Here is a 21,187-nt window from a genome sequence, read left to right as displayed (position 1 = left end):
AAATAGCATATCATGTTTTCTTTAAGAATTTGATACCATTTCCTTATTTTTCATATCTTTTTCCAATTGAGCGATTCTTGCATCAATTGTCTCACGGTAGTAGGAAGAATTCACTTGTTGTTCCAAACGATCCAAGTAAGATTCCATCTCTTCAAATCTAGCATATGACTGGTTTGAAGTAGCCTTTTGCTCTAAAACGTTGCTAATTTTGTTATGGGCACGTGCAATGTTCTCTCTTCCCATTAACTCTAGTCTTTTTATATGCATATCCTTAAGCTTGTGTTTCATTTCCTCATATTTATGTTCTAGTTCCACTAATTGGTTCGTCACGGCTTGTAAAGATTCCTTTAAACGGGAAGCACGTTCTTCGTAGCTAGTTTTTTCATTACTAGCAAAAGTGTGAAGCTCTGATTCTCCAGCTTGCATCGCAACATCCGCTTGACGTGATCTTTTTTCCACCATTTGTAAGGCATTGTGATATTCTCTCGTAAACTCTTCCTTCAAACGATATTGTCTTTCCACTAGCTTGCGTACTTTTTCTGTTTCATGCTCGCACTCACGAAGGTATTGATTTAACATCGCAATTGGATTTTTTTGTTCTTTATGGTCGATTAATTCATGCAAGTCTGCAGATATAGTATTGATCATTCGATTAAATAGGTTTTTCATAATGTAAGTCTCCTTTAGGTTTATTATTTATTAAGATTTTTCCATTCATTTTCAAAGTTTGTGAATGGGTCATTTTTTTCTACGATTTCAACTTTAGATTCATTCCATTTTTTATATACTACATACAGGACATAGGCTGCTACTAAACCAATGATGGAAGGGACATTTGAAATGGCTGCACATAACATGATGATTCCAAGAGCTCCCCATAGGAATTTCTTCATAGTTGTTTGAGCTTTTAGAAACCTTTTTAGTGAATAGTAGGCAATTGCCAGCGTGACCACTAACCCTACCATTGGCCCTAAATTTGAGAACAATACGATGGCAGCGATTCCTCCTGCAACTAGTAAACCAAATTTTTTCATCTTTCGTTCCTCCTTTCTCTTCTTCATGTTTCTATCTTATCTAGATTCCGCATTTCCCATAATCGACCTCGGCTATATTTTGTAGTAAGCCTGGAGGCGTATTTATTATTACGACTTATAACAAAACGAGAGTTTTACACAAGGAAGAAATTAAACACCCTTGAGGTTAGAATAAAATTACATAAGCATTCTATTACTCATAGAAAAGGCTTGAGGTCATGTTCCCTCAAGCTCTTTTGTATTTCAATTTGTCTTGTTCAATGAACATCTAGTAAAGAATAGTTAATGGTTTCCCTTGCAACCTCCACTACTGAAACATCTCCAATATCCAATCCATATAAAAGTAAGGAAACTCCTGTGTAGACCGCTTTAAACCGTGCAAGCCTTGTGGTCTCCTCATCTAGTTCGCCGTAAATTCGATAAAAGGCTTCCCTTCCCTCTATCGGTAAAAATGCAAAGACTAACGATAAATCAACCGCGGGGTGTCCGATATGCATATCTCCCCAATCAATGATGCCAGAAAGAACTCCAGCCTTGTTGACCATTATGTTTCGAATGTGAAGATCTCCATGGTTAAAAGTTTCCCTATGGATTCCTTTAAAAGGGGTGACGGTATCCAGATAAGCATGGACTTTTCCATAGATTTCATTTTGACCTAGGCGAGATAAGTTATCAGCCATATCCTTTAGCTTCGGTTTACGAAATGGGATATCGGTCCTTCTCATCAAATCATTCGGTACCCCAAGCTTTCTTGCTTCCTCTATGGGGAAAGAATGAATCGATTTTAGAAAATGTGCCAGTGGCTCAGCCGACTGTATTCTTTGAGAAACGTCCAATTGTCTTGGAAGTTCTCCAAACACTTTTTTGTAACCGAGAAATGGATAAGGAAAGTCTCCCTCTGGCTTTCCGAAAAACTTCGGTTCTGGATAAGGTAAAAGGACGCTATTCCGGAATTTGGGAAGAACTTTTGCTTCTGTTTCTAATAATTTCACAGCGATGTCTCTTCGAGGAAAACGAAAAACATACGTATCATCCACATCAAAAACCGTATTATCATATCCCTTGCCCAATAATCGTAGATTGCAGCCTACAAGCTCTTGAAATTGAGATTCTATTAACCTTCTGGCTCCAGACTCATTTAGTTCATGTTCCGCATCCCATGGATTACCCAAAACGATCACCTTTTCCTCGCTTAAAGTATTTTATTTAGATTTTACACATGAAAAATAAGGTTTTGGAAATTTTATGAATGGAAATAGTGCTTAATAGGAGGCGATCAATTTTTGAATACTAACAAAAAAGAACTGCCACATCAGCCAGAACCGTATTGGCGTTCGTCCACGGATTTAGAGGAATTTCCGACACTAAACGAGTCCATCTCAACTCCAACTTTAGTGGTTGGGGGCGGGATCACAGGGATTACTACGGCCTATTTACTTGCTAAGGCAGGCATTCGCACCGTTCTAGTCGAAGCGGGTAAGGTACTTAATGGAACAACTGGACATACGACCGCAAAAATTACTGCTCAACATGATGTGATATACGATGAACTAATTCAGCATTTTGGTAAAGATCAAGCCAAGCTGTACTATGAATCAAATATTGAAGCAGGGAAATTCATTAAAAAATTAGTTGATGAACATCAAATTAGCTGTGATTACTCTATCCAGGATGCTTACTTATATTCAACAACCCCTAAGGGAAAACAGCAGCTAGAAAAAGAAGCGGAAGCGTATAAAGAGCTAGGGATCAATGGGGAACTACAGCTTGAAACAAAACTGCCTTTCGAAACAACAGCGGCTTTAAGTATGAAGGATCAAGCACAATTCCATCCACTCCACTACTTGAAGCATTTATTGGATGATTTTATTAAAATGGGTGGAACCGTATATGAAAATACGACAGCTAAATCAGTTGAAGAAGCTGACCATCCTATCGTTACAACTCATTTAGGGTATACCATTTCTTGTAACCATTTAGTCATTGCCTCACATTTTCCCTTTTATGATTGGAGAGGCTTGTATTTCACACGCATGCATGCAGAGCGTTCCTACGTTTTAGCTATCAAGTCCAAGACAGCGTTTCCTGGAGGAATGTACTTAAGTGTAGACAATCCGACCCGTTCTCTACGCTCGGTCCAAATTGATGGTAGTGAACATATCTTAGTCGGTGGAGAAAGTCATAAAACTGGACAAGGAATACCAACCATCGAACATTACGAAGCACTTCAAAAGTTTGCAGAAGAACATTTCGAATTGGAGGAGATTGCATACAGGTGGTCCGCCCAAGATTTAATTACACTAGATAAAATTCCTTATATCGGGCCTATAACATCTCGTTCCGAGCACATTTACGTGGCGACAGGGTTTCGAAAATGGGGAATGACAACCAGTACACTTGCAGCTCAAATCATTAGTGATGCTATTGCACAACGGGAGAATCGTTATTCAGAATTATTCCACCCATCCCGATTTAAGCCTGATCCAAGTATAAAAGAATTAGTCGTTCAAAACGCAGACGTTGCCAAGCATCTAGTTGAAGGAAAGTTGGAAATCGTTCAAATGCATCCAGAGGATTTACAAAATGATGAAGGGGGAGTCGTAAAGTTTGAAGGAAAAAGGGCCGGCGCATACCGTAATGAGTTGGGCCAGCTACATATTGTTGATACAACCTGCACTCACCTTGGCTGTGAATTGGAATGGAATAGCGGTGATCGCACCTGGGATTGTCCTTGCCATGCTTCACGCTTCTCGGTTGAAGGTCAGGTAATTGAAGGACCTGCAAAAAAACCACTCAAGAAACTACTTTAAGAAAAGCAAAGGCCATGAGTCCTTGACTCCTGGCCCTTAGCTTTTTTTTGGGGGTTTATTCTTGAGCTAAAATAGACTCCGTAGTTACACAAGCCTTTAAAGCTTGCTCAATCGTTTGTAATGATTGTTCAATTCTTTGACGGTTTTCTGGCTTTTCAACAGTTTGAGCTGCATGATGAAGGCAATCAACCGCTTGACTTAAAGCTGTGCAACTATCTTGAACATATCCATGAGCATTTTTCTGCATGATGAACCCTCCTGAATGTAAATTCTCCAAAGGTAAATAAGCCTTGCTGAACTCATTTAACCTTTTATAGTTTGACTTAAATACCCGCTATGTATTTGCATTTTAATTATTGGAAATTAAGATAAAACTATATGTGAATATCCTTTTAATTGCAAAAAACCGACCTATATTACCCTTTTATTATATTTGAATAATATTCACAGATTTATTGTTAGTCTCTTCATGTTAAATCAAGTACAATAAGGGTAAATAAATAAAGATTTCTATTCGTTTTAAATAAATGGAAAATTTCCAATAAAGGTAAGGGAAAATATGACTCAAAAAAAAATTGCTTGGATTACTGATAGTACTGTTCTTTTAACGGATGAGCTGAAAAACCATCCTGACGTTTACGTGGTTCCATTAACGGTTTCTGTCCAAAATAGGGTATACGAAGATGGAGTAGACTTAACGACGGATCAGCTATATGAAATCATAAATAATGAAAAAGAAATACCTAAAACCTCTCAGCCATCTGTTGGTAAATTCAATGAATTGTACGAAAAGTTAAAGGGAGAATATGAAGTAGGTATTGCTGTTCATATTTCGTCCAAGCTTAGTGGGACCCTTTCAAGTAGTGCAGCTGGTGCTGAAATGGCCGGTTTTAATGTAGAGACCGTAGATAGTTTAATAATGAGCAGTGGAATTTCTGATTTGATTGAAATGGGAATCCGCATGCAGGAAGCCAACACTGATTATAAAATAATTGCACAAGCACTGCGTGAAGAGACGAAGAAAAACGAAAACTATATCCTATTAGGAAACCTAGATCAATTCTATAAAGGTGGAAGGATGTCAGGAACACAGTTTCTTCTTGGAAATATCCTGCAAATTAAACCGATTATTCGAATACATGAAGGAGCTTTCGAGTTGTTTGAAAAGGTCCGTTCAGAAAAAAAGGCTACAAAGCGATTAATGGAGCTATTGGATGAAGCGTATAAAAATTATCAAATATTAGAAGTACATGTTCTCCATGCAAATGTCCTAGAAAAAGCAAAGGCTTATGCAGATCAAATCCTCTCCAACTATCCAAAAATGAAAGTTAGAATAGGAGAGCTTACCTCTACTATTTCTGTTCATTGTGGAGAAGGTACCATTGCCCTAACTTGGAGAAAACAGCCTAAATAATTAATTGCTCCTCCTACACTAATTGTAGGGGGAGTTTTTGGGTGTTTTTTGGTGCCTGTGCACCACCCGAAATTTGTCGAAATTCAATGGTTCAGATTTATTAATTCACTCTAAATTGAACATGATACTTAAGACAAGCAAACCCTCTAAAAGTCATGAAGCATGGTAAAAAACCATTAATTATGTTATATATACTAATACTAATAACGAAAAAGAAAGAGGTTGAATCTGTTGAGTCATAATGCCCCAAATCCAGCAAACTTTATTCGAAATATTGTGATTGACGATTTGCAAAGTGGTAAACATGACCACATTATCACTCGTTTCCCTCCAGAGCCAAACGGATATTTACATATTGGACATGCCAAGAGTATCGTACTGAATTTCGAATTGGCAGACGAGTTTAAAGGAAAGACAAATCTTCGCTTTGATGATACTAATCCACTTAAGGAAGATACGGAATTCGTTAACTCTATCAAGGAAGACGTAAAATGGCTTGGTTTTGATTGGGATGGTTTGTTTTTCGCATCTGATTACTTCGAAACGATGTATGAAAAAGCTATTCTTTTAATCAAAAAAGAGCTTGCTTACGTAGACGATCTTTCTGCTGATGAAATCCGAGAATATCGAGGAACTCTTACAGAGCCAGGAAAAGAAAGTCCGTATAGAAATCGTTCTGTCGAAGAAAACCTGGACTTGTTTAACCGTATGCGTGAAGGTGAATTTAAGGACGGAGAAAAAGTATTACGCGCAAAAATTGATATGGTCTCTCCCAATATCAACCTTCGTGATCCAGTCATTTACCGTATTTCCCATGCTACACACCATAACACGGGGGACAAATGGTGTATTTATCCGATGTATGCGTATGCTCACCCTCTTGAAGATGCAATCGAAGGGGTTACCCATTCCATCTGTACATTGGAATTTGAAGACCAACGCCCACTATATAACTGGGTAATCGAGCAATGTGAAATGGAAAGTAAGCCACAACAGTATGAATTTGGCCGTCTAAATTTAACCAATACTGTCATGAGTAAACGCAAATTAAAGCAATTGGTGGAAGAAGGCTTTGTTGATGGATGGGATGATCCACGCATGCCAACTATTTCTGGTTTACGACGTAAAGGCTATACAGCCGAGTCCATCCGTACATTCTGTCGCGAGTTAGGGGTTGCCAAAACTTCTGGTACTGTTGATACACAAATGCTTGAGCATTTCGTACGTGAAGACTTAAAGCTTAAAGCACTACGTACAATGGGTATCGTTCATCCTCTTAAAGTGGTGATCACGAACTATCCAGAAGGGCAAGTAGAAATGCTGGATGCTGAAAACAATCCTGAAAATCCAGACATGGGCATAAGACAAATTCCGTTCTCTCGTGAAATCTATATTGAGCAAGATGATTTCATGGAAAATCCACCTAATAAATACTTCCGTCTCTTCCCTGGTAACGAAGTACGATTAAAGCATGCTTACTTCATTAAATGTGAAGAAGTCATCAAGGATGCGGAAGGTAATGTTATCGAAATTCATTGTACGTATGACCCAGAAACGAAAAGTGGATCTGGCTTTACTGGCCGTAAAGTAAAAGGCACCATTCACTGGGTAGAAGCAACGAATGCAATCCCTGCTGAGTTCCGTATGTTTGAACCATTGATTTTAGATGACCAAGACCAAACTGAAGAAGGCGAAGCAAAAACCTTCCTTGACCAAGTGAATCCAAATTCCTTAGAGATTGCGAACGGTTTTGTAGAACCGAATATGAATGATGCGAAAGCTCATGATAAGTTCCAATTCTTCCGTCACGGCTATTTCAATGTAGATCCAAAACTGACTACTAATGAAAAGCTTGTGTTTAACCGAATTGTATCTTTGAAGAGTTCATTCAAATTATAAAAAATTAAAACGGCAGCAATATGCTGCCGTTTCTTTTATTGGATCTGCGCATTAACGAATTACTTCATGGAAAGTGGCATGCTTACTGCATACCAGGTATTGTTATATTTAGCCATAACAAAAGACATATTTTCATTCTTCTCTAAGTTGAATGAGACAATCACTTCATTTTCTCGAACCTCGACAGTATATTCGCGAACAGAATTCAGCTTCTTCATGAATGAACGATTTAAGGCAGTGTTTTCATCGCTTCGATACTTTTTCTTGAAATCTTCAACCTTCATATCAAGATTTCCTGGTTTATAAAAGCTGTACAGAGTTTCATAATCCTCACCTGCTTGTGAATACATATATGTGCTGAATACCTCAAATGGTTGGTACCCTTCCAAAGCAGTAAGGTTTTTATTTTTCTTTATGTGTTCAAACATCGCTTTAAGTTCTTTATCAATCTCCAATACGGAATGTTTTAATGTAACTTTCTTAGGAGCAACGATGATTCTCTCGATCGTTTTCAATTCAATTTTTGTGTCGCTATATACGAAATCCATTTCCTGGCCTTTTTCAATCGGCAGTAGCTGCTCTTTTACAGAATCCGTCATTTGGAAAGAAGTCGGTTTTTTTCCTAGCATCACTTGAACGGTGTTAGCCTTATCATTCCAACTAATTAATGTACCTTTTGTTCGGTTATAGACGGATTTTTTCACAGTGAATTTCTTAGAAGTCATCGCTTGGTCTTCCTTTGCATTCAAAAATACATCTATCGTATATTTACCGTTTGGCAGACCTTCGATGATGAAATTCTCTTGGTACTCTTCTCCTTGTTTTAGACTCATTTCCTCGATAGCTAATGTCGATGAAACTTGATCTGAGAATTGGGTGAATTTTTTACCCTCACTGTCATATACGATATAGTCCACAGTTAATCCACTTGGAAAGGTGTAGGAAACTACTTTTTCCGTTTGGTTTTTCACTTTGTAATTCAGCTTTACATTGCCATTCTTCTTTATTTTTACTTTGGCTTTCCCCTCCACTTCCCCTTTCACAATCCCTAGAGGTGCCTTCACTGTGGTGGAGGACCGCAAGTCCGTTTTCACAGTTGAACTTGCTTCTGTATAAGAAATACCAGAAGTAGAAAATAATATTCCTGCTAATGCTATTGAACTAACCATTACAGTAGGCCATTTGCGTTTCATGATTCATGCTCCTTTTATTTGGTAATTTTTGAGTTCAATGTCTTTGACGCGAAGAAAAGGAAAATGTTTCAAATTAATTATAAAGAAAATTACAGTTTTTCTTTAATTCTCCCCTCTTCATTTTCTCAATATAATTTGATTTTTTAAAAAATATTTGTAAATGTCATTGCTTGATATATAATAAATATTTATTTTCATATATCGAAATAGCATTAATCAAGAAAGGTTGGAACATCTTTGGGAAATGTATTAAAAACTTATAAATCCTCACTTCTCCTTCTCCTTGCCATCATCATCGGAGGAATTGCAGGGGTTGTGTTTGGACCAAAAGCAACTTTAGTAAAACCATTTGGTGACTTATTTTTAAATTTGATGTTTACCATCATCGTTCCACTCGTATTCTTTAGTATCGCATCCGCGATTGCCAATATGAGTGAAATGAAACGTCTTGGTAAGATTATGGGCAGCATTTTACTTGTATTTGCAGCAACTGCCTTGATTTCATCCATTATTGGGGTTATAGGGGTTACAATTGTCAACCCGCTTGAAAACACCGATGTGTCTGCGATTAAAGAATTAATGGTTTCGAATGATGAAGGTGTAGCGGAAGCTGAAGATCTTACAATACTCGATCGTCTCGTCCAGACATTTACTGTTTCAGATTTCCCACTCCTTTTATCTAAAGGAAGCATGTTACAGCTTATCGTTTTCTCCATCCTATTTGGATTGGCCACAGCAACGATCGGGGAAAAAGGAAAGCCTGTTGCAGAGTTCCTCCACGCAGGAACAGCAGTCATGATGAAACTCGTATCATTTATTATGTATTATGCACCTATTGGTTTAGGATGCTATTTTGCCACTGTCATTGGTGAGCTTGGTCCACAGATCCTTGGTGGGTATGCACGAGCATTTGTCCTTTATTTAGCCATTACAATTATTTATTACTTAGGCTTCTTCACCCTTTACGCCTTTATTGGTGGCGGGAAGCCTGGTGTAAAAGTATTTTGGAAGCATGCCATCCCACCATCTGTAACGGCCATCGCAACTTGCTCTAGTGCAGCATCCATTCCAGTTAATATGGAAGCGACTAAACGCATGGGTGTCCCTCATGACATCGCGGAAACCGTCATCCCATTAGGAGCCAATACCCATAAAGATGGATCTGTCTTTGGAGGAGTGCTTAAAATAGTCTTCTTATTCAGCCTATTTGGAAAAGACATGACCAGCATGTCCAGTCTCCTAAGTATCATTGTGGTTTCGTTCTTGGTTGGGGCTGTCATGGGAGCTATTCCTGGTGGAGGAATGATTGGGGAAATGTTAATTCTCAGTGTATTCGGCTTCCCTGCTGAATCATTGCCGATTATCGCGGTTATCAGTACGATAATTGATGCACCGGCGACTCTATTGAATTCTACAGGCAATACTGCTTGTGCTATGATGGTCACTCGTTTAGTTGAGGGGAAAGATTGGCTTCAGAAGCGGCTAGCTAATAACTAACGAAGACGAGGGTGAACCTACCCTCGTTTTTTTCTTTCAACATCCTTATGCTATAATGAAGAAATTACTAATTATTAATTGATATCGGAGGCAATATGCTCACTTTTGAAGAAAAATTAAAGGTTATCGAATCGTTTCCACAGTTAAAAAGAAACGATGTATCGTTAGGTCGCGTTAATTTCCAATATGAAGAAAGTTCTTCGGATAAGAAAAACGTCGTCTATCATTTACACCCAAATGGAAATGGCTTCGTATATACGGGAAAAATGAGTGGATATGAGAAGAATGACAAAGGAATGACGAACATACGTGATTTTTCTGCGGAAGATCTTCGCGAGATTCTTGAAAAATCCATAACATCCCTGGCTCCTAAATCTGCCAGTGAATCCGCTATTGTCGGCGAGCAGTATGAGGAAAAATGGGTGAATGAAAGCAAACAAACTTTAATCCTTGTAGAAGAAGATGAAATGTGGCACGTTTACGCTGGCTTGAATCTTGACGGGATTTTTACTTCTTATGAGGAAGCTACACAATACTTAGAAGAAGAAGGATTTAATAAATTATAAAGTTAGTGTAAGGTAGGCCGGGCGATCCTTTGGGATCCCTGGCCTTTTTAATTCTTGAGATTTCTCTAATCCACTCTATAAAGATTGTGCTTTTTTATATTCACAAGGAGTCATCCCATACCGGTATCATCACTAGTGTATGAAAAAAGAAAAACAGTTGTCAGTACAAAAGGTAGCTTCGTGAAACATGAAAAAGGAGGGAGACATGGTCTCCCTCCTAAACTATGTATCTATTAACCCTTTTGAACATTCGCCACTTTCAATAAAGAACCTATTGAACCTTGATGAAGCCCTTCATGATAAATGCAGAAAGTTAAAGCATCTCGTACTGTTTCAAGAGGAAGGCGACTTCCTAAATTGAAAGGATGCGCTAATGGTTGGTCTAAACAATCATTAAAGGTCTCAAGGATTCTTTGTTCTTGCTCTTGTAATGCAAGAGTAAGCTCTTCAATTGATGTTACTTCCCCTTCCCATCCACTCGGTTTAGTACCACCTTTGAAAAATGTGAATTTATCTTCGTGTTTGTACTCTTTGCCTGCTAGCTTAAACAATAGCATTTCATTAGAAGTTAGAATATGACCATAATTCCAGTGTATGTTATTGTTAAAACCTTCTGGGTGGTAACCTACAACATCCATACTTAAGTTCTTTACAAAACTAATCGTATTTCCCCGTACAAACTGTAATTGCTTGAAAAGTGAATCCATTTTTTATCCCCCCATATTGTTATTCATCTTTCATTTTACTATCAGAACATCAATGACTCCAAATTATATGCAAGTAACTGAAAAATATGATATTCCGTTTTTGCGAGAAACATGTAAACAGTCTATTAACATGAAGACCAAATCGCCTATGATTTGGTCTTCTCTTACTTTATATAAAAAGTGACAGCAGGATACATACGAAGTGACAATAATAATGTCATCATCCAATCCTAATAAGCATATAAATTATTGACCATGTTAAACCTCATTGTTGATTTGAAGCAAAAGGAGGTCGCTTTTCGTGGGCAGGTGCGAGCGTTTAAAGCGAATAATCAACAGGCAACTTTAACAGAGTTTTAAATAATAAAGAATTAAACAGCCATTGGGCAGATTGAAGAATGTATTCCTTAAATTGTTCAAATAATCCTGTGAAAAACTTTGGAGGTTAATATGAAGCAAATCATATTGAATGCAAGTTCATTATTTGTTGTTTCATTGTTTCTGACATGGGTAATCATTTCAAAGTTCTCCTACAATTTCACAATTGCTGCCTTAGTAATACTTCTAACTCATACCTCAGTAATTATCACATTTTTATTTATGCGACTCCAAAATAATAGCGCCAGTAACGAATAGACAAGTAAGTTAAACATTCACATTCATTCTCCACTAAAAAAGAGCTTTCAAATAAAAATCAACGCTCAGAGCATACTCTGAGCGTTTTGTTTGTTATCTATTTAAGCTTTTTGCAATTGTATAGTGACTTTGAAGAGGTCACCATCGACTTCAATATCAAGATCCCCGTCATGAAGGTCTACAATTGATTTAGCGATTGCTAGACCAAGGCCAGAACCTTCTGTATGACGTGACGTATCCCTACGCTTAAAGCGTTCGAACAGTTCATCAATGTTCTCACTTAATTCAAACTTCGTCACATTTTTAAAAGTAATGACTGCAAGTCCGTCTGCTTCTTTCACATTGATATACACTCGTGTGTTCTCCAAGGAATACTTGAGAATGTTGCCAATTAAGTTATCAAACACTCTCCATAGCTTCTGTCCATCTACATTACTATAAAGAGGTTCAGGTGAATAGGTAACTCGCAATTGCAACGTGGATTCCTTCAATGCTACATCATGTTCAGCCAAAGCCTGCTCGAGCAATTGATTCAAATTGACTCTTTGCTTGTTCAATTCAATGCTCCCACTAGCCATTTTCGAAGCTTCGAATAAGTCATCTATCAAATGTTTAAGTCTCTTCGATTTACTATCAATAATGCCAATATATTGTTGTTTTTCTTCTTCTGTAATACCTGGGCCTTTCAGTAATTCTGTATAGGTAATGATCGATGTCAAAGGTGTGCGTAAATCATGGCTTACATTGGTGATTAGCTCTGTTTTTAACCGCTCACTCTTTGCCTGTTCCTTACGAGAGCTACGCACCCCATGCTTAAGAAGGTTCAAGTTAGATGCTAATTCTGCTAAAAACGACTTTCCTTTCACCTCTAGGTCAGGAACTTCTTTTCCTGTTGCCAATTCACGAGCATAGTGGAGAATCCTGTTAAAATCTCTCGTCCGTCTGAATAGCACAATCCAAATCGGGGCACCAGCCGCTAAGCAGACCAGGAACAATAGAATCATGACTGGTTCCACAAAAACGGTTGTAGCCACACCACCTAGACCAAAGACAAACAGGAATAGAATTGTAAACTGGGTACCTACTTTTCTATTTAAAAAGATCCCCTTAATAAGCCTAGCACTCTTCGCAAGCAAAGTACCTTTCCATTCTTTTTTCAGCATTTCTTCACTTCGAATGGTAGTAACCAAGAACTTCAGCTGGATGATAGCAACCCCAATTAAGAACGCTAATAATAGCATATGGTAGAAGATGTTTTCTATCCAGTTTATGATTGAATGATACCAACTTAGCGATAAATCGTTGAATAGAGCAGCAAAAATAAAGCAACCATTTATAAAAAGTATCAATAGTCGGATATCAAAAGGGATTCGTAAATAGTACGGTCTTACTTCTTGCATCCAAACCGTATTTAACACCTTTGATTTTCGGTATAACATTATACTCATTACTAATGCGACCATCCCACTTAAAGCAAATCCAAAGAATAAAAATCTTTTTGTACGAAAATCCTCCGCTTCTTGAAGCAATCCATCTTTAACAGAAGCTTGATCAGGTACACCAATGAATCCTTTGAAAGTACCTCCTTCACTATAAATCAAGGATTCAATTTCTTCATCGTATCCTCTCTTTAAGAATTGATCGGCACTCGAAAAATATCCTTCATTCCTAGACGGATAATTTCTCACATACTCAAGCTTTCTTTTATAAGCCTGCTCATTCCAATTACCAACCTTAGCACCTTTTATATTCGTAAACAGGTCATTGGTTTTAGTATCTCTTAAATAGTACACAAACGAAGATTGATAAGTTTCAAACTCTGACCTCTGGCTATCTAATTCCTTAAAAATCTCATTCACTTTTTCTTGTTTTTCTTTAATAATTTTATCTTTAACATACTGGTCATTCTTAAAATTTTCTGTGATGTCTTTGATTTTTTTATCTTTTTCTAAAATATATAGCTGTTCAGCCTCTGTATTTCCCGCTTCCTTTGACCTGGCAATGTCCCCTTCATATTGAGATTTAATAGATGAGATTTGATCGTTCAAATCGCCATACCGATATCGATACTCTTCTATTTCCTCTGGGGATACTTCAATTTTTTGCTTTACATCATAAGGTGTCATATCATAAAGTTCATACGTACTTAGCAAGCTCGCAAAATGAGTATACTTATCTTGAAACTGACCGGTCTCATAATAATTATTCTTTAGAAAATGGCTTCCATCCGAAAGGATAGAAGCAAAGCCACTAATGCCATAAGCGAGTAAAAGGAGCCAAGCGAAAACAATAAATTTATTTTTCCATTTTATATCCAATTCCCCACACCACCTTTAAATATCTAGGATTCTTCGGGTCAATTTCGATTTTTTCCCTGATTTTACGAATGTGAACGGCAACGGTATTTTCCGCGTTATACCCTGGCTCCTTCCACACTCTTTCATAAATATCACCTATAGAAAATACGCGGCCCGCATTCATCATAAGTAGCTCTACTATTCTGTACTCGATTGGGGTCAGCTTCACTGATTCCCCATGTAAACAAACCTCTTTGGCACCTTGATCAAGGGTCAATCCGTTCAAGTTAACGAGCTTACTCTTCCCTTCATATGTACCAAGTGTCATATAACGTCTCAATTGAGATTTCACGCGTGCAATTAGTTCCACAGGATTGAAAGGTTTCGTTACATAATCATCCGCTCCAACTTGCAAGCCTAGCACTTTATCTGTATCTTCACTTTTAGCACTTAACATAATAATCGGTATATTTTTCTGCTCCCTAATTTTAAACGTCGCCGATATCCCGTCCATCTTTGGCATCATAATATCCATTAAAATAAGATGGATGGTTTCCCGATCTAATAGCTCCAAAGCTTCCATTCCATCGGCAGCTTTATATACGGTAATACCCTCAATTTTTAAATAAATTTCTATTCCATCTCTTATTTCCTTATCATCATCGACCACTAGTACATGAAATTTATCCAAGGTTTCTCACACTCCTTTCCAAAGTATACCATCTTCTATCTTTTTTCTATCATCATTGTAGACAGAGAATCTTAACAAACAATGAGGATAAATCTTAAGAATTTCTTAAAAAAAGGGCTACCCTGAAAATTATTTCAAAAAAGGCAAAATGCCAAATAATTGAGGGTTTCTAGAAACAAAGAGTCAGACCCATTCTAATTACTATGTGGTATGCATGGTTGTTCTAACCATTTTTGTTTAGCTTTTGGAATGGATTTGTCGAAAAATCGATATTTAGGGCTTTTCGATTTTATTTTGGCCATTTCGATTTTATTTTTCTGGTTTCGGACGTATTTTTCCAGTTTCGATTTTAAATCTTTCAGTTTCGATAAAAGATATGGCGTGCTTCTAAAAAACAATGAATTATCATACAGATATCGGGTTTCAAGGTAGAAATGATGGTGAAATTGCCTATTGGAGTAATGAATGGAGCTAAAAGTTCTATTTTCATTCAAATAAGTGGTGCTGATTCCTTTTTTTCACTAAAAATAACTTCTAAATTATCTCATCGCCATAGAGCGAATTTTCATTACCATAAATAAAAAAAGGAAATGGAGTAGACTCTCCATTTCCCTGTGTTATCTCGGTTTAGCGACAATCCCATTATGAACTTTAATATAACCATGACGAAGAATATCAAAGCCCCCCTCATACACATAGAGGCCCATTTGACGGATGTCCATTAGCTCACGGTAGGTATGGTTCATCACATCCGCCATTATCATATAAAATAAACGAGATTTCAATTGATGTCGTGGTGTTGTCATGATGACATACCCACCTGGCTTCAAGAACTTCCGATGCCATTCCATCACTTCATGCTTATACTCATCAGGAAAATGTTCAAGAAGGCCTACACTCATCACAATATCGAATTCTTTTCCATATGACAGCTTTCGAATGTCATCAACCACGTACTCAATGTTCATCTGGTTTTTAAACCAAATCTTTGGTTGCCCAGTTGCTGGATTGGTCCCAAGGAATGGATAGGATTCTGGAAAAAGTCCAAATCGATCCGTCTTACAAAATTCATCATAATCAACCATGACAATTTCTCCACCTGGATACATGGCCTGCAGCTGCATCGCCTCATAGCCTTCTGCGGCACCTAAAAACAATATCCGTGGCTTTTGTATATCCAAACCTTGAAATAACGCACGTTTTCCACGAGGATCCCAAACGCCATCTTCGACCCTATGAGCATAGTTCCACAATGATAGCCTAACCGTTTCACCTAAAGCCATCTTTACATCACGTAGCTGAAAACGGGACAAATACTGCTTTAGATTTTTCTTATTTCCCTCAAGTGTAGAGGGAACATCCATTACAAACCATTCGTGGAAAGAGCGGTTGAAAAATTCCCAGGACGTCTTTACCGACATTTCACCATTCGCTTTCTCATACTCTTTTTTGGATTTCGCCATCGTCTTGACCTCATATGGCTTACCCACGTCCTTCCGTGACAGTAATGACCAGTCTAACACTTGATTGGCATTGATGAACTGATCTAAATTTTCTTTGGTTGGATTTCGCAAATCTACACGATAATTAGGCATTAACTCTGTATGTCCAAAATCCGATTCTGCATAAGGGTATTCATGTTCTCGTAATTTAGTTAATACCATGTAACACATCCCTCCATAGTTCTAAATCCAATAGTAAGCGTTTACATACATATTCAACAGGTCTTAAATAAATCCTTTCCTAGTATTACTTAAAGAAAACTATATTGTAAGGCAGGATTTTGTTAGGGTTAATGGAATTAATGATTTAATAATCAAGGGAGGTTTTTTTATGAAGGAACGATGGCTGCAACTTGCCATATTAATAATGGGGATTGTTTATATCTTTTTCATTCCCCAAAATCCAATCGGAATAAGCATTTTATTTAAAGTCATACCTATGCTTCTCATCATTTATTATGCCTATCAAACAAAACTGAATCAGAGTGGAAAATTCCCTTGGATCATGATGGTCGGATTATTCTTCTGCATGCTTGGAGACGGACTGTTAATTTGGTTTGTGATTGGGCTTTCAGCGTTCTTGATAGGTCACTTATTCTATATTGGGGGTTTTCTGACTCAATGGAACTTTTCATGGGTACGCCTGCTTTCCATTTTGCCAATAGTAATATACGGTTATTTCATGGGAAACAAACTGATAGGGGCCCTTCAAAGTAATGGTGAACATGCGCTCATAATACCGGTAATCTTTTATCTGATTGTTATTTCCACGATGTTCTGGTCGGCCATCATGACGAGAAACAATTGGGCACTACTAGGGAGTACACTTTTTATCATCTCCGATTCGGTTCTTGCCTGGAATAAATTCATCTCTGAGGTTACATATTCCGGGGAAATTATTATGATTACTTATTACACCGCTCAATTCCTTATTGCTAAAAGCTTAAGTAATGCTAAAATATCAAAAACGGAATCAAGCCCTTCCATTGAGATGATGGATGCCAAATAGTAATATTTCTTCACCTACCAATGTACCGAAAGGAGGACTTAGATGGATGCTCGAATATTTAATTGACATAGTACAAGAAAAACTTGGTCTCGAACACTATCGCTTACATAATTACTCATTATACCGGCAATCTAATATTTTTCTTGACACCAAATACGTATTGTCCATGGAATGGTTTCCTACTGAAATCATTGACTGGGAAGATGAAGACCTTAATCCCCATGGTACAGCAGTCATTGAAATAGATGTACATAACCAGCAATTGCAACGAATCATATTTGTTGGTGGGAAGAGCATGGCAACCCATTTACAGTTTGACTCAGGAAACATTGAAGGGCTTATTACATGGATTGAACAGGAAACTGGACTTCGATATATTGAGCAATTCCAATTGAAGGATAAAGAGGACAACAGACTGCATTTCCAAAGCTGTTACAATGGAACTAGAACATCCCCATCTGGCTATATAAATATAGAATTAGATGACGAAGGGATTTTACATTCCTATTCAATCTACGGAGAATTCCCATATAAGGACCTTATCAAAGAGGATACATTTGCTCTGGATATATCCAGTATGAACGATCTGTTTTTTCAACAGGTAAACCTTCTCGAGTTTCCTTCTGACCAAGATGAGCAATGGGTCCCAGCATATGTCCTTGAAGAAATATACGTAAAAAATGATGGTTCTGGAACCATAGAGTATGATACTTTCATTCATGAAAAACCTCGGATAAAGGTTAGTCACATTCTGACATGGGAGGAACCACTTAATATTCCTTTTAAACAAAAAAGAATCTCGTTATCAGAAGATGTCTCTATAGATGAAGCCTTATCAGCAGAACCTCATCCTGATACATATCCTATTTCCGAACAAGATATTGAAAAAAGTGTTGTGGCAGTACGTACTTTATTAAGAAGTCAGTTTTCAAAAGACTCAGGAAAATGGATGCTCGTTTCCCTGTTCCGGGAAAATGGGTATCTGCATGCAATCTTGAAACAGTCAAAGTCTGACAGGAAAATATTCTCCCCTAAAATCCATGTCTTCATTGACCCAATTAGTTTCAAGGTTGTAAATTATATCGAAAATAAACCTTTCTTAGAAATGTGTGACCGCTATAAGTCAGCGGGAGAAGTTACAGTTAGCCAGGAAGCAGCTGTAGAGTTACTTCACCCTCATCTAGAGCTAACACCTCTATATGTTTACGATTTTGAAAAACAAAAATATGTGTTATGTGGTAAGTTAGATTGCCAAATGGCTGTGGTAGGAACTAATGGACGTATTGTTAAATTAGATGATTTATAATTTTGGAGGAAAGCAAATGGAAATTCGTGATGCCATCCTAGACGATTTACCTGCAATTTTGGAAATTTATAATGACGCTGTCCTGAATTTAACAGCGACTTTCGATCTCGAAGAACAAACATTAGAAGAGCGTACCCTTTGGTTTCATAAATATGGGGGCAAATACCCTCTTATTGTTGCTAAACAAGAAGGGGAAGTAGTTGGATACTGTAGTCTCTCTTCTTTTCGTGATAAACCAGCCTATAACCGGACTGCGGAGCTATCCATTTACCTGTCCTCTAAACATCGAGGTTTAGGTCTCGGCAAAGTGTTAATGGAAGAACTCATTGATCGAGCAAAAAAACTGGACTACCATACCCTTATCGGTGGAATAACCTCAGGGAATGAAGCTAGCGTTAAGCTTCATGAAAAATTCGGGTTTGAATTGGTTGGAGTTTTCAAAGAAGTAGGCTATAAATTCAATCAGTGGCAGGATGTTCATTTTTATCAGTTGATCCTTGAGGGTTAATAAGATTCCAACATCAAAACTTCTTGGTAAGATACCAAGAGGTTTTAGGTGTTATACTTGTCTATTCCAATGACGATGCAGGGAGATGGCCTCTATAAAAGCATCACTGAACAGGGCCTAGTATTTTCATTTACACCTTGGTTCTCTCCATTAATTTCAACGTTTTAATCCCTCCCAAATTAGTAAATCTACTTATCGCTTTACCACAATGGGAAATGACCTAAACAACATTCTACTCAAACTAATCTATTGCCTTTCAAACCAACTAACAAATATGATGAGTATAAAAAAGAGACCTCCAGTTTTTAAGGAAGTCTCAAGTATTTTTAGGGTAAAAAAAATAACCCTAGAGGATTAGTTTTTACGCGCCCTAGAGGATTCGAACCTCTGACCGACGGCTTAGAAGGCCGTTGCTCTATCCTGCTGAGCTAAAGGCGCATCATACGTGTAGAGATAAAGTGTTAAATACTCTATCAAAATAAAAATGGCTCCGCAGGTAGGATTCGAACCTACGACCGCTCGGTTAACAGCCGAGTGCTCTACCACTGAGCTACTGCGGAATGGTGGGCCTAAATGGACTCGAACCATCGACCTCACGCTTATCAGGCGTGCGCTCTAACCAGCTGAGCTATAGGCCCATTCAAGACATTAAGATTGGAGCGGGTGATGAGAATCGAACTCACGACATCAGCTTGGAAGGCTGAGGTTTTACCATTAAACTACACCCGCGTATTTAGAAAAGGAATGGCTGGGCTAGCTGGATTTGAACCAACGCATGACGGAGTCAAAGTCCGTTGCCTTACCGCTTGGCTATAGCCCAATAAGATTGAAATGGGGCGACTGAAGGGAATCGAACCCTCGAATGTCGGAACCACAATCCGATGCGTTAACCACTTCGCCACAATCGCCATAATCATGATTGGCAGGGGTAGTAGGAATTGAACCCACACCGGAGGTTTTGGAGACCTCTGTTCTACCTTTAAACTATACCCCTATATTTTAAATGGTGGAGGGGGACGGATTCGAACCGCCGAACCCTGAGGGAGCGGATTTACAGTCCGCCGCGTTTAGCCACTTCGCTACCCCTCCAATTAGTCTAATCGACTTAGGGGTTATATGGTGGCTCGGGACGGAATCGAACCGCCGACACAAGGATTTTCAGTCCTTTGCTCTACCGACTGAGCTACCGAGCCATAAATAAAAAAAAACAAATGGCGGTCCCGACGGGAATCGAACCCGCGATCTCCTGCGTGACAGGCAGGCATGTTAACCGCTACACCACGGAACCATTTGGTTGCGGGGACAGGATTTGAACCTGCGACCTTCGGGTTATGAGCCCGACGAGCTACCGGACTGCTCCACCCCGCGATAGTAGAAATGATACAATTTTATTTATGCACTAAGATTTCCTTAGACTGTAACAATCTCAGAAAGCAAACTCTTGAAGCAGCTCGATTGTTACAACTCGTAGAATTTTCACAGAAGCTTCGCTCGTTGCTCCACCCCGCGACAATAGAAATGATACTTATTAAAATAAAATATGGCGGAGGAAGAGGGATTCGAACCCCCGCGGGCTTTAACACCCCTGTCGGTTTTCAAGACCGATCCCTTCAGCCGGACTTGGGTATTCCTCCGAAATATTAATGGTAGCGGCAGAGGGGATCGAACCCCCGACCTCACGGGTATGAACCGTACGCTCTAGCCAGCTGAGCTACGCCGCCAAAATATAAAGTATTAACATAAGATTGGTGGAGCCTAGCGGGATCGAACCGCTGACCTCCTGCGTGCAAGGCAGGCGCTCTCCCAGCTGAGCTAAGGCCCCAAATTAAAACAAAAGGAATTAATGGTCGGGAAGACAGGATTCGAACCTGCGACCCCTTGGTCCCAAACCAAGTGCTCTACCAAGCTGAGCTACTCCCCGTTTATTAAAAATGAACATATATGGCGCGCCCGAAAGGAGTCGAACCCATAACCTTCTGATCCGTAGTCAGACGCTCTATCCAATTGAGCTACGGGCGCATATATGATGGTGCCGAGGACCGGAATCGAACCGGTACGGTAGTCACCTACCGCAGGATTTTAAGTCCTGTGCGTCTGCCAGTTCCGCCACCCCGGCAT

At 38.6% G+C, this 21,187-nt stretch carries 17 protein-coding genes and 17 tRNA genes; 8 read left to right on the top strand and 26 right to left on the bottom strand.

The features are described from left to right. Nucleotides 1-21 precede the first annotated feature (21 nt). From G3O09_RS20445 to G3O09_RS20435, 3 genes are all read right to left on the bottom strand, one after another. The gene (locus tag G3O09_RS20445) at nucleotides 22-669 is read right to left on the bottom strand and encodes a PspA/IM30 family protein (protein WP_163103281.1); all 648 of its coding nucleotides are present in this window, start codon (nucleotides 667-669) and stop codon (nucleotides 22-24) included. Between the two features lie 23 nt (nucleotides 670-692). Beyond that, on the bottom strand, nucleotides 693-1,034 hold the full coding sequence (locus G3O09_RS20440) for a lmo0954 family membrane protein (RefSeq protein WP_163103280.1): 342 nt from the start codon (nucleotides 1,032-1,034) through the stop codon (nucleotides 693-695). A gap of 257 nt (nucleotides 1,035-1,291) precedes the next feature. After that, a complete protein-coding gene (locus G3O09_RS20435) occupies nucleotides 1,292-2,206 on the bottom strand; it encodes a phosphotransferase (protein ID WP_163103279.1) in 915 nt (304 codons plus the stop codon). A gap of 111 nt (nucleotides 2,207-2,317) precedes the next feature. On the opposite strand from G3O09_RS20435, the gene G3O09_RS20430 reads away from it, so the two are divergent. Beyond that, nucleotides 2,318-3,844 carry an FAD-dependent oxidoreductase gene (locus G3O09_RS20430; protein ID WP_163103278.1) on the top strand — a complete coding sequence of 509 codons (1,527 nt, stop codon included), beginning with the start codon at nucleotides 2,318-2,320 and terminating at the stop codon, nucleotides 3,842-3,844. Between the two features lie 55 nt (nucleotides 3,845-3,899). On the opposite strand, the gene G3O09_RS20425 is transcribed toward G3O09_RS20430, so the two are convergent. After that, the gene (locus tag G3O09_RS20425; RefSeq protein WP_163103277.1) at nucleotides 3,900-4,091 is read right to left on the bottom strand and encodes a hypothetical protein; all 192 of its coding nucleotides are present in this window, start codon (nucleotides 4,089-4,091) and stop codon (nucleotides 3,900-3,902) included. A 312-nt stretch (nucleotides 4,092-4,403) separates the two neighbouring features. Between G3O09_RS20425 and G3O09_RS20420 the strand changes: the two genes are divergently transcribed. Both G3O09_RS20420 and G3O09_RS20415 read left to right on the top strand, forming a co-directional pair. Continuing rightward, a complete protein-coding gene (locus tag G3O09_RS20420; RefSeq protein ID WP_163103276.1) occupies nucleotides 4,404-5,258 on the top strand; it encodes a DegV family protein in 855 nt (284 codons plus the stop codon). Nucleotides 5,259-5,489: 231 nt separating this feature from the next. Further along, nucleotides 5,490-7,157, top strand: coding sequence for a glutamine--tRNA ligase/YqeY domain fusion protein (locus G3O09_RS20415; RefSeq protein ID WP_163103275.1), 1,668 nt, complete (start codon nucleotides 5,490-5,492; stop codon nucleotides 7,155-7,157). Between the two features lie 59 nt (nucleotides 7,158-7,216). Here the strand turns inward: G3O09_RS20415 and G3O09_RS20410 are convergent, their stop codons facing one another. Beyond that, nucleotides 7,217-8,350, bottom strand: a complete 1,134-nt coding sequence (locus tag G3O09_RS20410) for a BsuPI-related putative proteinase inhibitor (RefSeq protein ID WP_163103274.1) — start codon at nucleotides 8,348-8,350, stop codon at nucleotides 7,217-7,219. A gap of 237 nt (nucleotides 8,351-8,587) precedes the next feature. Here G3O09_RS20410 and G3O09_RS20405 point away from each other — a divergent pair, with 237 nt between their 5' ends. Next, nucleotides 8,588-9,847: a dicarboxylate/amino acid:cation symporter gene (locus G3O09_RS20405; protein WP_163103273.1), complete on the top strand. Its 1,260-nt coding sequence runs from the start codon at nucleotides 8,588-8,590 to the stop codon at nucleotides 9,845-9,847. Nucleotides 9,848-9,942: 95 nt separating this feature from the next. Then, nucleotides 9,943-10,413, top strand: a complete 471-nt coding sequence (locus G3O09_RS20400) for a hypothetical protein (RefSeq protein ID WP_163103272.1) — start codon at nucleotides 9,943-9,945, stop codon at nucleotides 10,411-10,413. Nucleotides 10,414-10,646: 233 nt separating this feature from the next. Here the strand turns inward: G3O09_RS20400 and G3O09_RS20395 are convergent, their stop codons facing one another. The 4 genes from G3O09_RS20395 to G3O09_RS20380 form a co-directional block, all read right to left on the bottom strand. Beyond that, entirely contained in the window at nucleotides 10,647-11,120 is a 474-nt protein-coding gene (locus G3O09_RS20395) for a DinB family protein (protein ID WP_163103271.1), read from the bottom strand. A 737-nt stretch (nucleotides 11,121-11,857) separates the two neighbouring features. Then, nucleotides 11,858-14,074, bottom strand: a complete 2,217-nt coding sequence (locus tag G3O09_RS20390) for a sensor histidine kinase (protein WP_163103270.1) — start codon at nucleotides 14,072-14,074, stop codon at nucleotides 11,858-11,860. Then, nucleotides 14,052-14,744, bottom strand: a complete 693-nt coding sequence (locus G3O09_RS20385) for a response regulator transcription factor (protein WP_163103269.1) — start codon at nucleotides 14,742-14,744, stop codon at nucleotides 14,052-14,054. Before G3O09_RS20385 ends, G3O09_RS20390 begins: the two co-directional genes overlap by 23 nt. A 617-nt stretch (nucleotides 14,745-15,361) precedes the next feature. Next, nucleotides 15,362-16,408 (bottom strand): class I SAM-dependent methyltransferase, encoded by a 1,047-nt coding sequence (locus tag G3O09_RS20380; protein ID WP_163103268.1) that lies wholly within the window; start codon nucleotides 16,406-16,408, stop codon nucleotides 15,362-15,364. A 169-nt stretch (nucleotides 16,409-16,577) separates the two neighbouring features. Between G3O09_RS20380 and G3O09_RS20375 the strand changes: the two genes are divergently transcribed. From G3O09_RS20375 to G3O09_RS20365, 3 genes are read left to right on the top strand one after another with little or no spacing between them, the layout of a single operon-like run. Next, nucleotides 16,578-17,255 (top strand): lysoplasmalogenase, encoded by a 678-nt coding sequence (locus tag G3O09_RS20375; RefSeq protein WP_163103267.1) that lies wholly within the window; start codon nucleotides 16,578-16,580, stop codon nucleotides 17,253-17,255. A 46-nt stretch (nucleotides 17,256-17,301) separates the two neighbouring features. Beyond that, a complete protein-coding gene (locus G3O09_RS20370) occupies nucleotides 17,302-18,561 on the top strand; it encodes a hypothetical protein (RefSeq protein WP_163103266.1) in 1,260 nt (419 codons plus the stop codon). 16 nt (nucleotides 18,562-18,577) lie between these two features. Continuing rightward, entirely contained in the window at nucleotides 18,578-19,069 is a 492-nt protein-coding gene (locus tag G3O09_RS20365; protein ID WP_163103265.1) for a GNAT family N-acetyltransferase, read from the top strand. 364 nt (nucleotides 19,070-19,433) lie between these two features. Here the strand turns inward: G3O09_RS20365 and G3O09_RS20360 are convergent. The 17 genes from G3O09_RS20360 to G3O09_RS20280 all read right to left on the bottom strand — a co-directional run bounded on the left by G3O09_RS20360 (nucleotide 19,434) and on the right by G3O09_RS20280 (nucleotide 21,185). Beyond that, nucleotides 19,434-19,507 (bottom strand) — tRNA-Arg (locus G3O09_RS20360). Nucleotides 19,508-19,554: 47 nt separating this feature from the next. After that, nucleotides 19,555-19,629: transfer RNA gene (locus G3O09_RS20355), tRNA-Asn, on the bottom strand. Nucleotide 19,630: 1 nt separating this feature from the next. Then, nucleotides 19,631-19,707 (bottom strand) — tRNA-Ile (locus G3O09_RS20350). A gap of 17 nt (nucleotides 19,708-19,724) precedes the next feature. Then, nucleotides 19,725-19,798 (bottom strand) — tRNA-Gly (locus G3O09_RS20345). Nucleotides 19,799-19,814: 16 nt separating this feature from the next. Beyond that, nucleotides 19,815-19,889 (bottom strand) — tRNA-Gln (locus tag G3O09_RS20340). 12 nt (nucleotides 19,890-19,901) lie between these two features. Further along, nucleotides 19,902-19,977, bottom strand: a tRNA-His gene (locus G3O09_RS20335). Between the two features lie 12 nt (nucleotides 19,978-19,989). Then, nucleotides 19,990-20,063, bottom strand: a tRNA-Trp gene (locus tag G3O09_RS20330). 10 nt (nucleotides 20,064-20,073) lie between these two features. After that, nucleotides 20,074-20,158: transfer RNA gene (locus tag G3O09_RS20325), tRNA-Tyr, on the bottom strand. Between the two features lie 28 nt (nucleotides 20,159-20,186). Continuing rightward, nucleotides 20,187-20,262 (bottom strand) — tRNA-Phe (locus G3O09_RS20320). Nucleotides 20,263-20,281: 19 nt separating this feature from the next. After that, nucleotides 20,282-20,357 (bottom strand) — tRNA-Asp (locus G3O09_RS20315). A 3-nt stretch (nucleotides 20,358-20,360) separates the two neighbouring features. Further along, nucleotides 20,361-20,437: transfer RNA gene (locus tag G3O09_RS20310), tRNA-Met, on the bottom strand. A gap of 173 nt (nucleotides 20,438-20,610) precedes the next feature. Beyond that, nucleotides 20,611-20,703, bottom strand: a tRNA-Ser gene (locus G3O09_RS20305). Nucleotides 20,704-20,713: 10 nt separating this feature from the next. After that, nucleotides 20,714-20,790, bottom strand: a tRNA-Met gene (locus tag G3O09_RS20300). Nucleotides 20,791-20,815: 25 nt separating this feature from the next. Then, a tRNA-Ala gene (locus G3O09_RS20295) sits at nucleotides 20,816-20,891 on the bottom strand. Between the two features lie 22 nt (nucleotides 20,892-20,913). Then, nucleotides 20,914-20,990, bottom strand: a tRNA-Pro gene (locus tag G3O09_RS20290). A 21-nt stretch (nucleotides 20,991-21,011) separates the two neighbouring features. Continuing rightward, nucleotides 21,012-21,088, bottom strand: a tRNA-Arg gene (locus G3O09_RS20285). Between the two features lie 8 nt (nucleotides 21,089-21,096). Further along, nucleotides 21,097-21,185 (bottom strand) — tRNA-Leu (locus tag G3O09_RS20280). Nucleotides 21,186-21,187 lie beyond the last annotated feature (2 nt).

This window comes from Peribacillus alkalitolerans (genome assembly GCF_010882125.1).
Classification (GTDB): Bacteria; Bacillota; Bacilli; order Bacillales; family DSM-1321; genus Bacillus_BN; species Bacillus_BN alkalitolerans.
The sequence above is the reverse complement of the archived record's forward strand: the minus strand, read 5'-3'. Positions and strand labels throughout refer to the sequence as shown.

Excerpts from the sequence above, each read along its gene's own strand:
- G3O09_RS20400 (WP_163103272.1), top strand. The coding sequence starts at position 9,943 with ATGCTCACTTTTGAAGAAAAATTAAAGGTTATCGAATCGTTTCCACAG.
- G3O09_RS20375 (WP_163103267.1), top strand. The coding sequence starts at position 16,578 with ATGAAGGAACGATGGCTGCAACTTGCCATATTAATAATGGGGATTGTT.
- G3O09_RS20440 (WP_163103280.1), bottom strand. The coding sequence starts at position 1,034 with ATGAAAAAATTTGGTTTACTAGTTGCAGGAGGAATCGCTGCCATCGTA.
- G3O09_RS20395 (WP_163103271.1), bottom strand. The coding sequence starts at position 11,120 with ATGGATTCACTTTTCAAGCAATTACAGTTTGTACGGGGAAATACGATT.
- G3O09_RS20420 (WP_163103276.1), top strand. The coding sequence starts at position 4,404 with ATGACTCAAAAAAAAATTGCTTGGATTACTGATAGTACTGTTCTTTTA.
- G3O09_RS20370 (WP_163103266.1), top strand. The coding sequence starts at position 17,302 with ATGCTCGAATATTTAATTGACATAGTACAAGAAAAACTTGGTCTCGAA.
- G3O09_RS20425 (WP_163103277.1), bottom strand. The coding sequence starts at position 4,091 with ATGCAGAAAAATGCTCATGGATATGTTCAAGATAGTTGCACAGCTTTA.
- G3O09_RS20380 (WP_163103268.1), bottom strand. The coding sequence starts at position 16,408 with ATGGTATTAACTAAATTACGAGAACATGAATACCCTTATGCAGAATCG.
- G3O09_RS20445 (WP_163103281.1), bottom strand. The coding sequence starts at position 669 with ATGAAAAACCTATTTAATCGAATGATCAATACTATATCTGCAGACTTG.
- G3O09_RS20410 (WP_163103274.1), bottom strand. The coding sequence starts at position 8,350 with ATGAAACGCAAATGGCCTACTGTAATGGTTAGTTCAATAGCATTAGCA.
- G3O09_RS20365 (WP_163103265.1), top strand. The coding sequence starts at position 18,578 with ATGGAAATTCGTGATGCCATCCTAGACGATTTACCTGCAATTTTGGAA.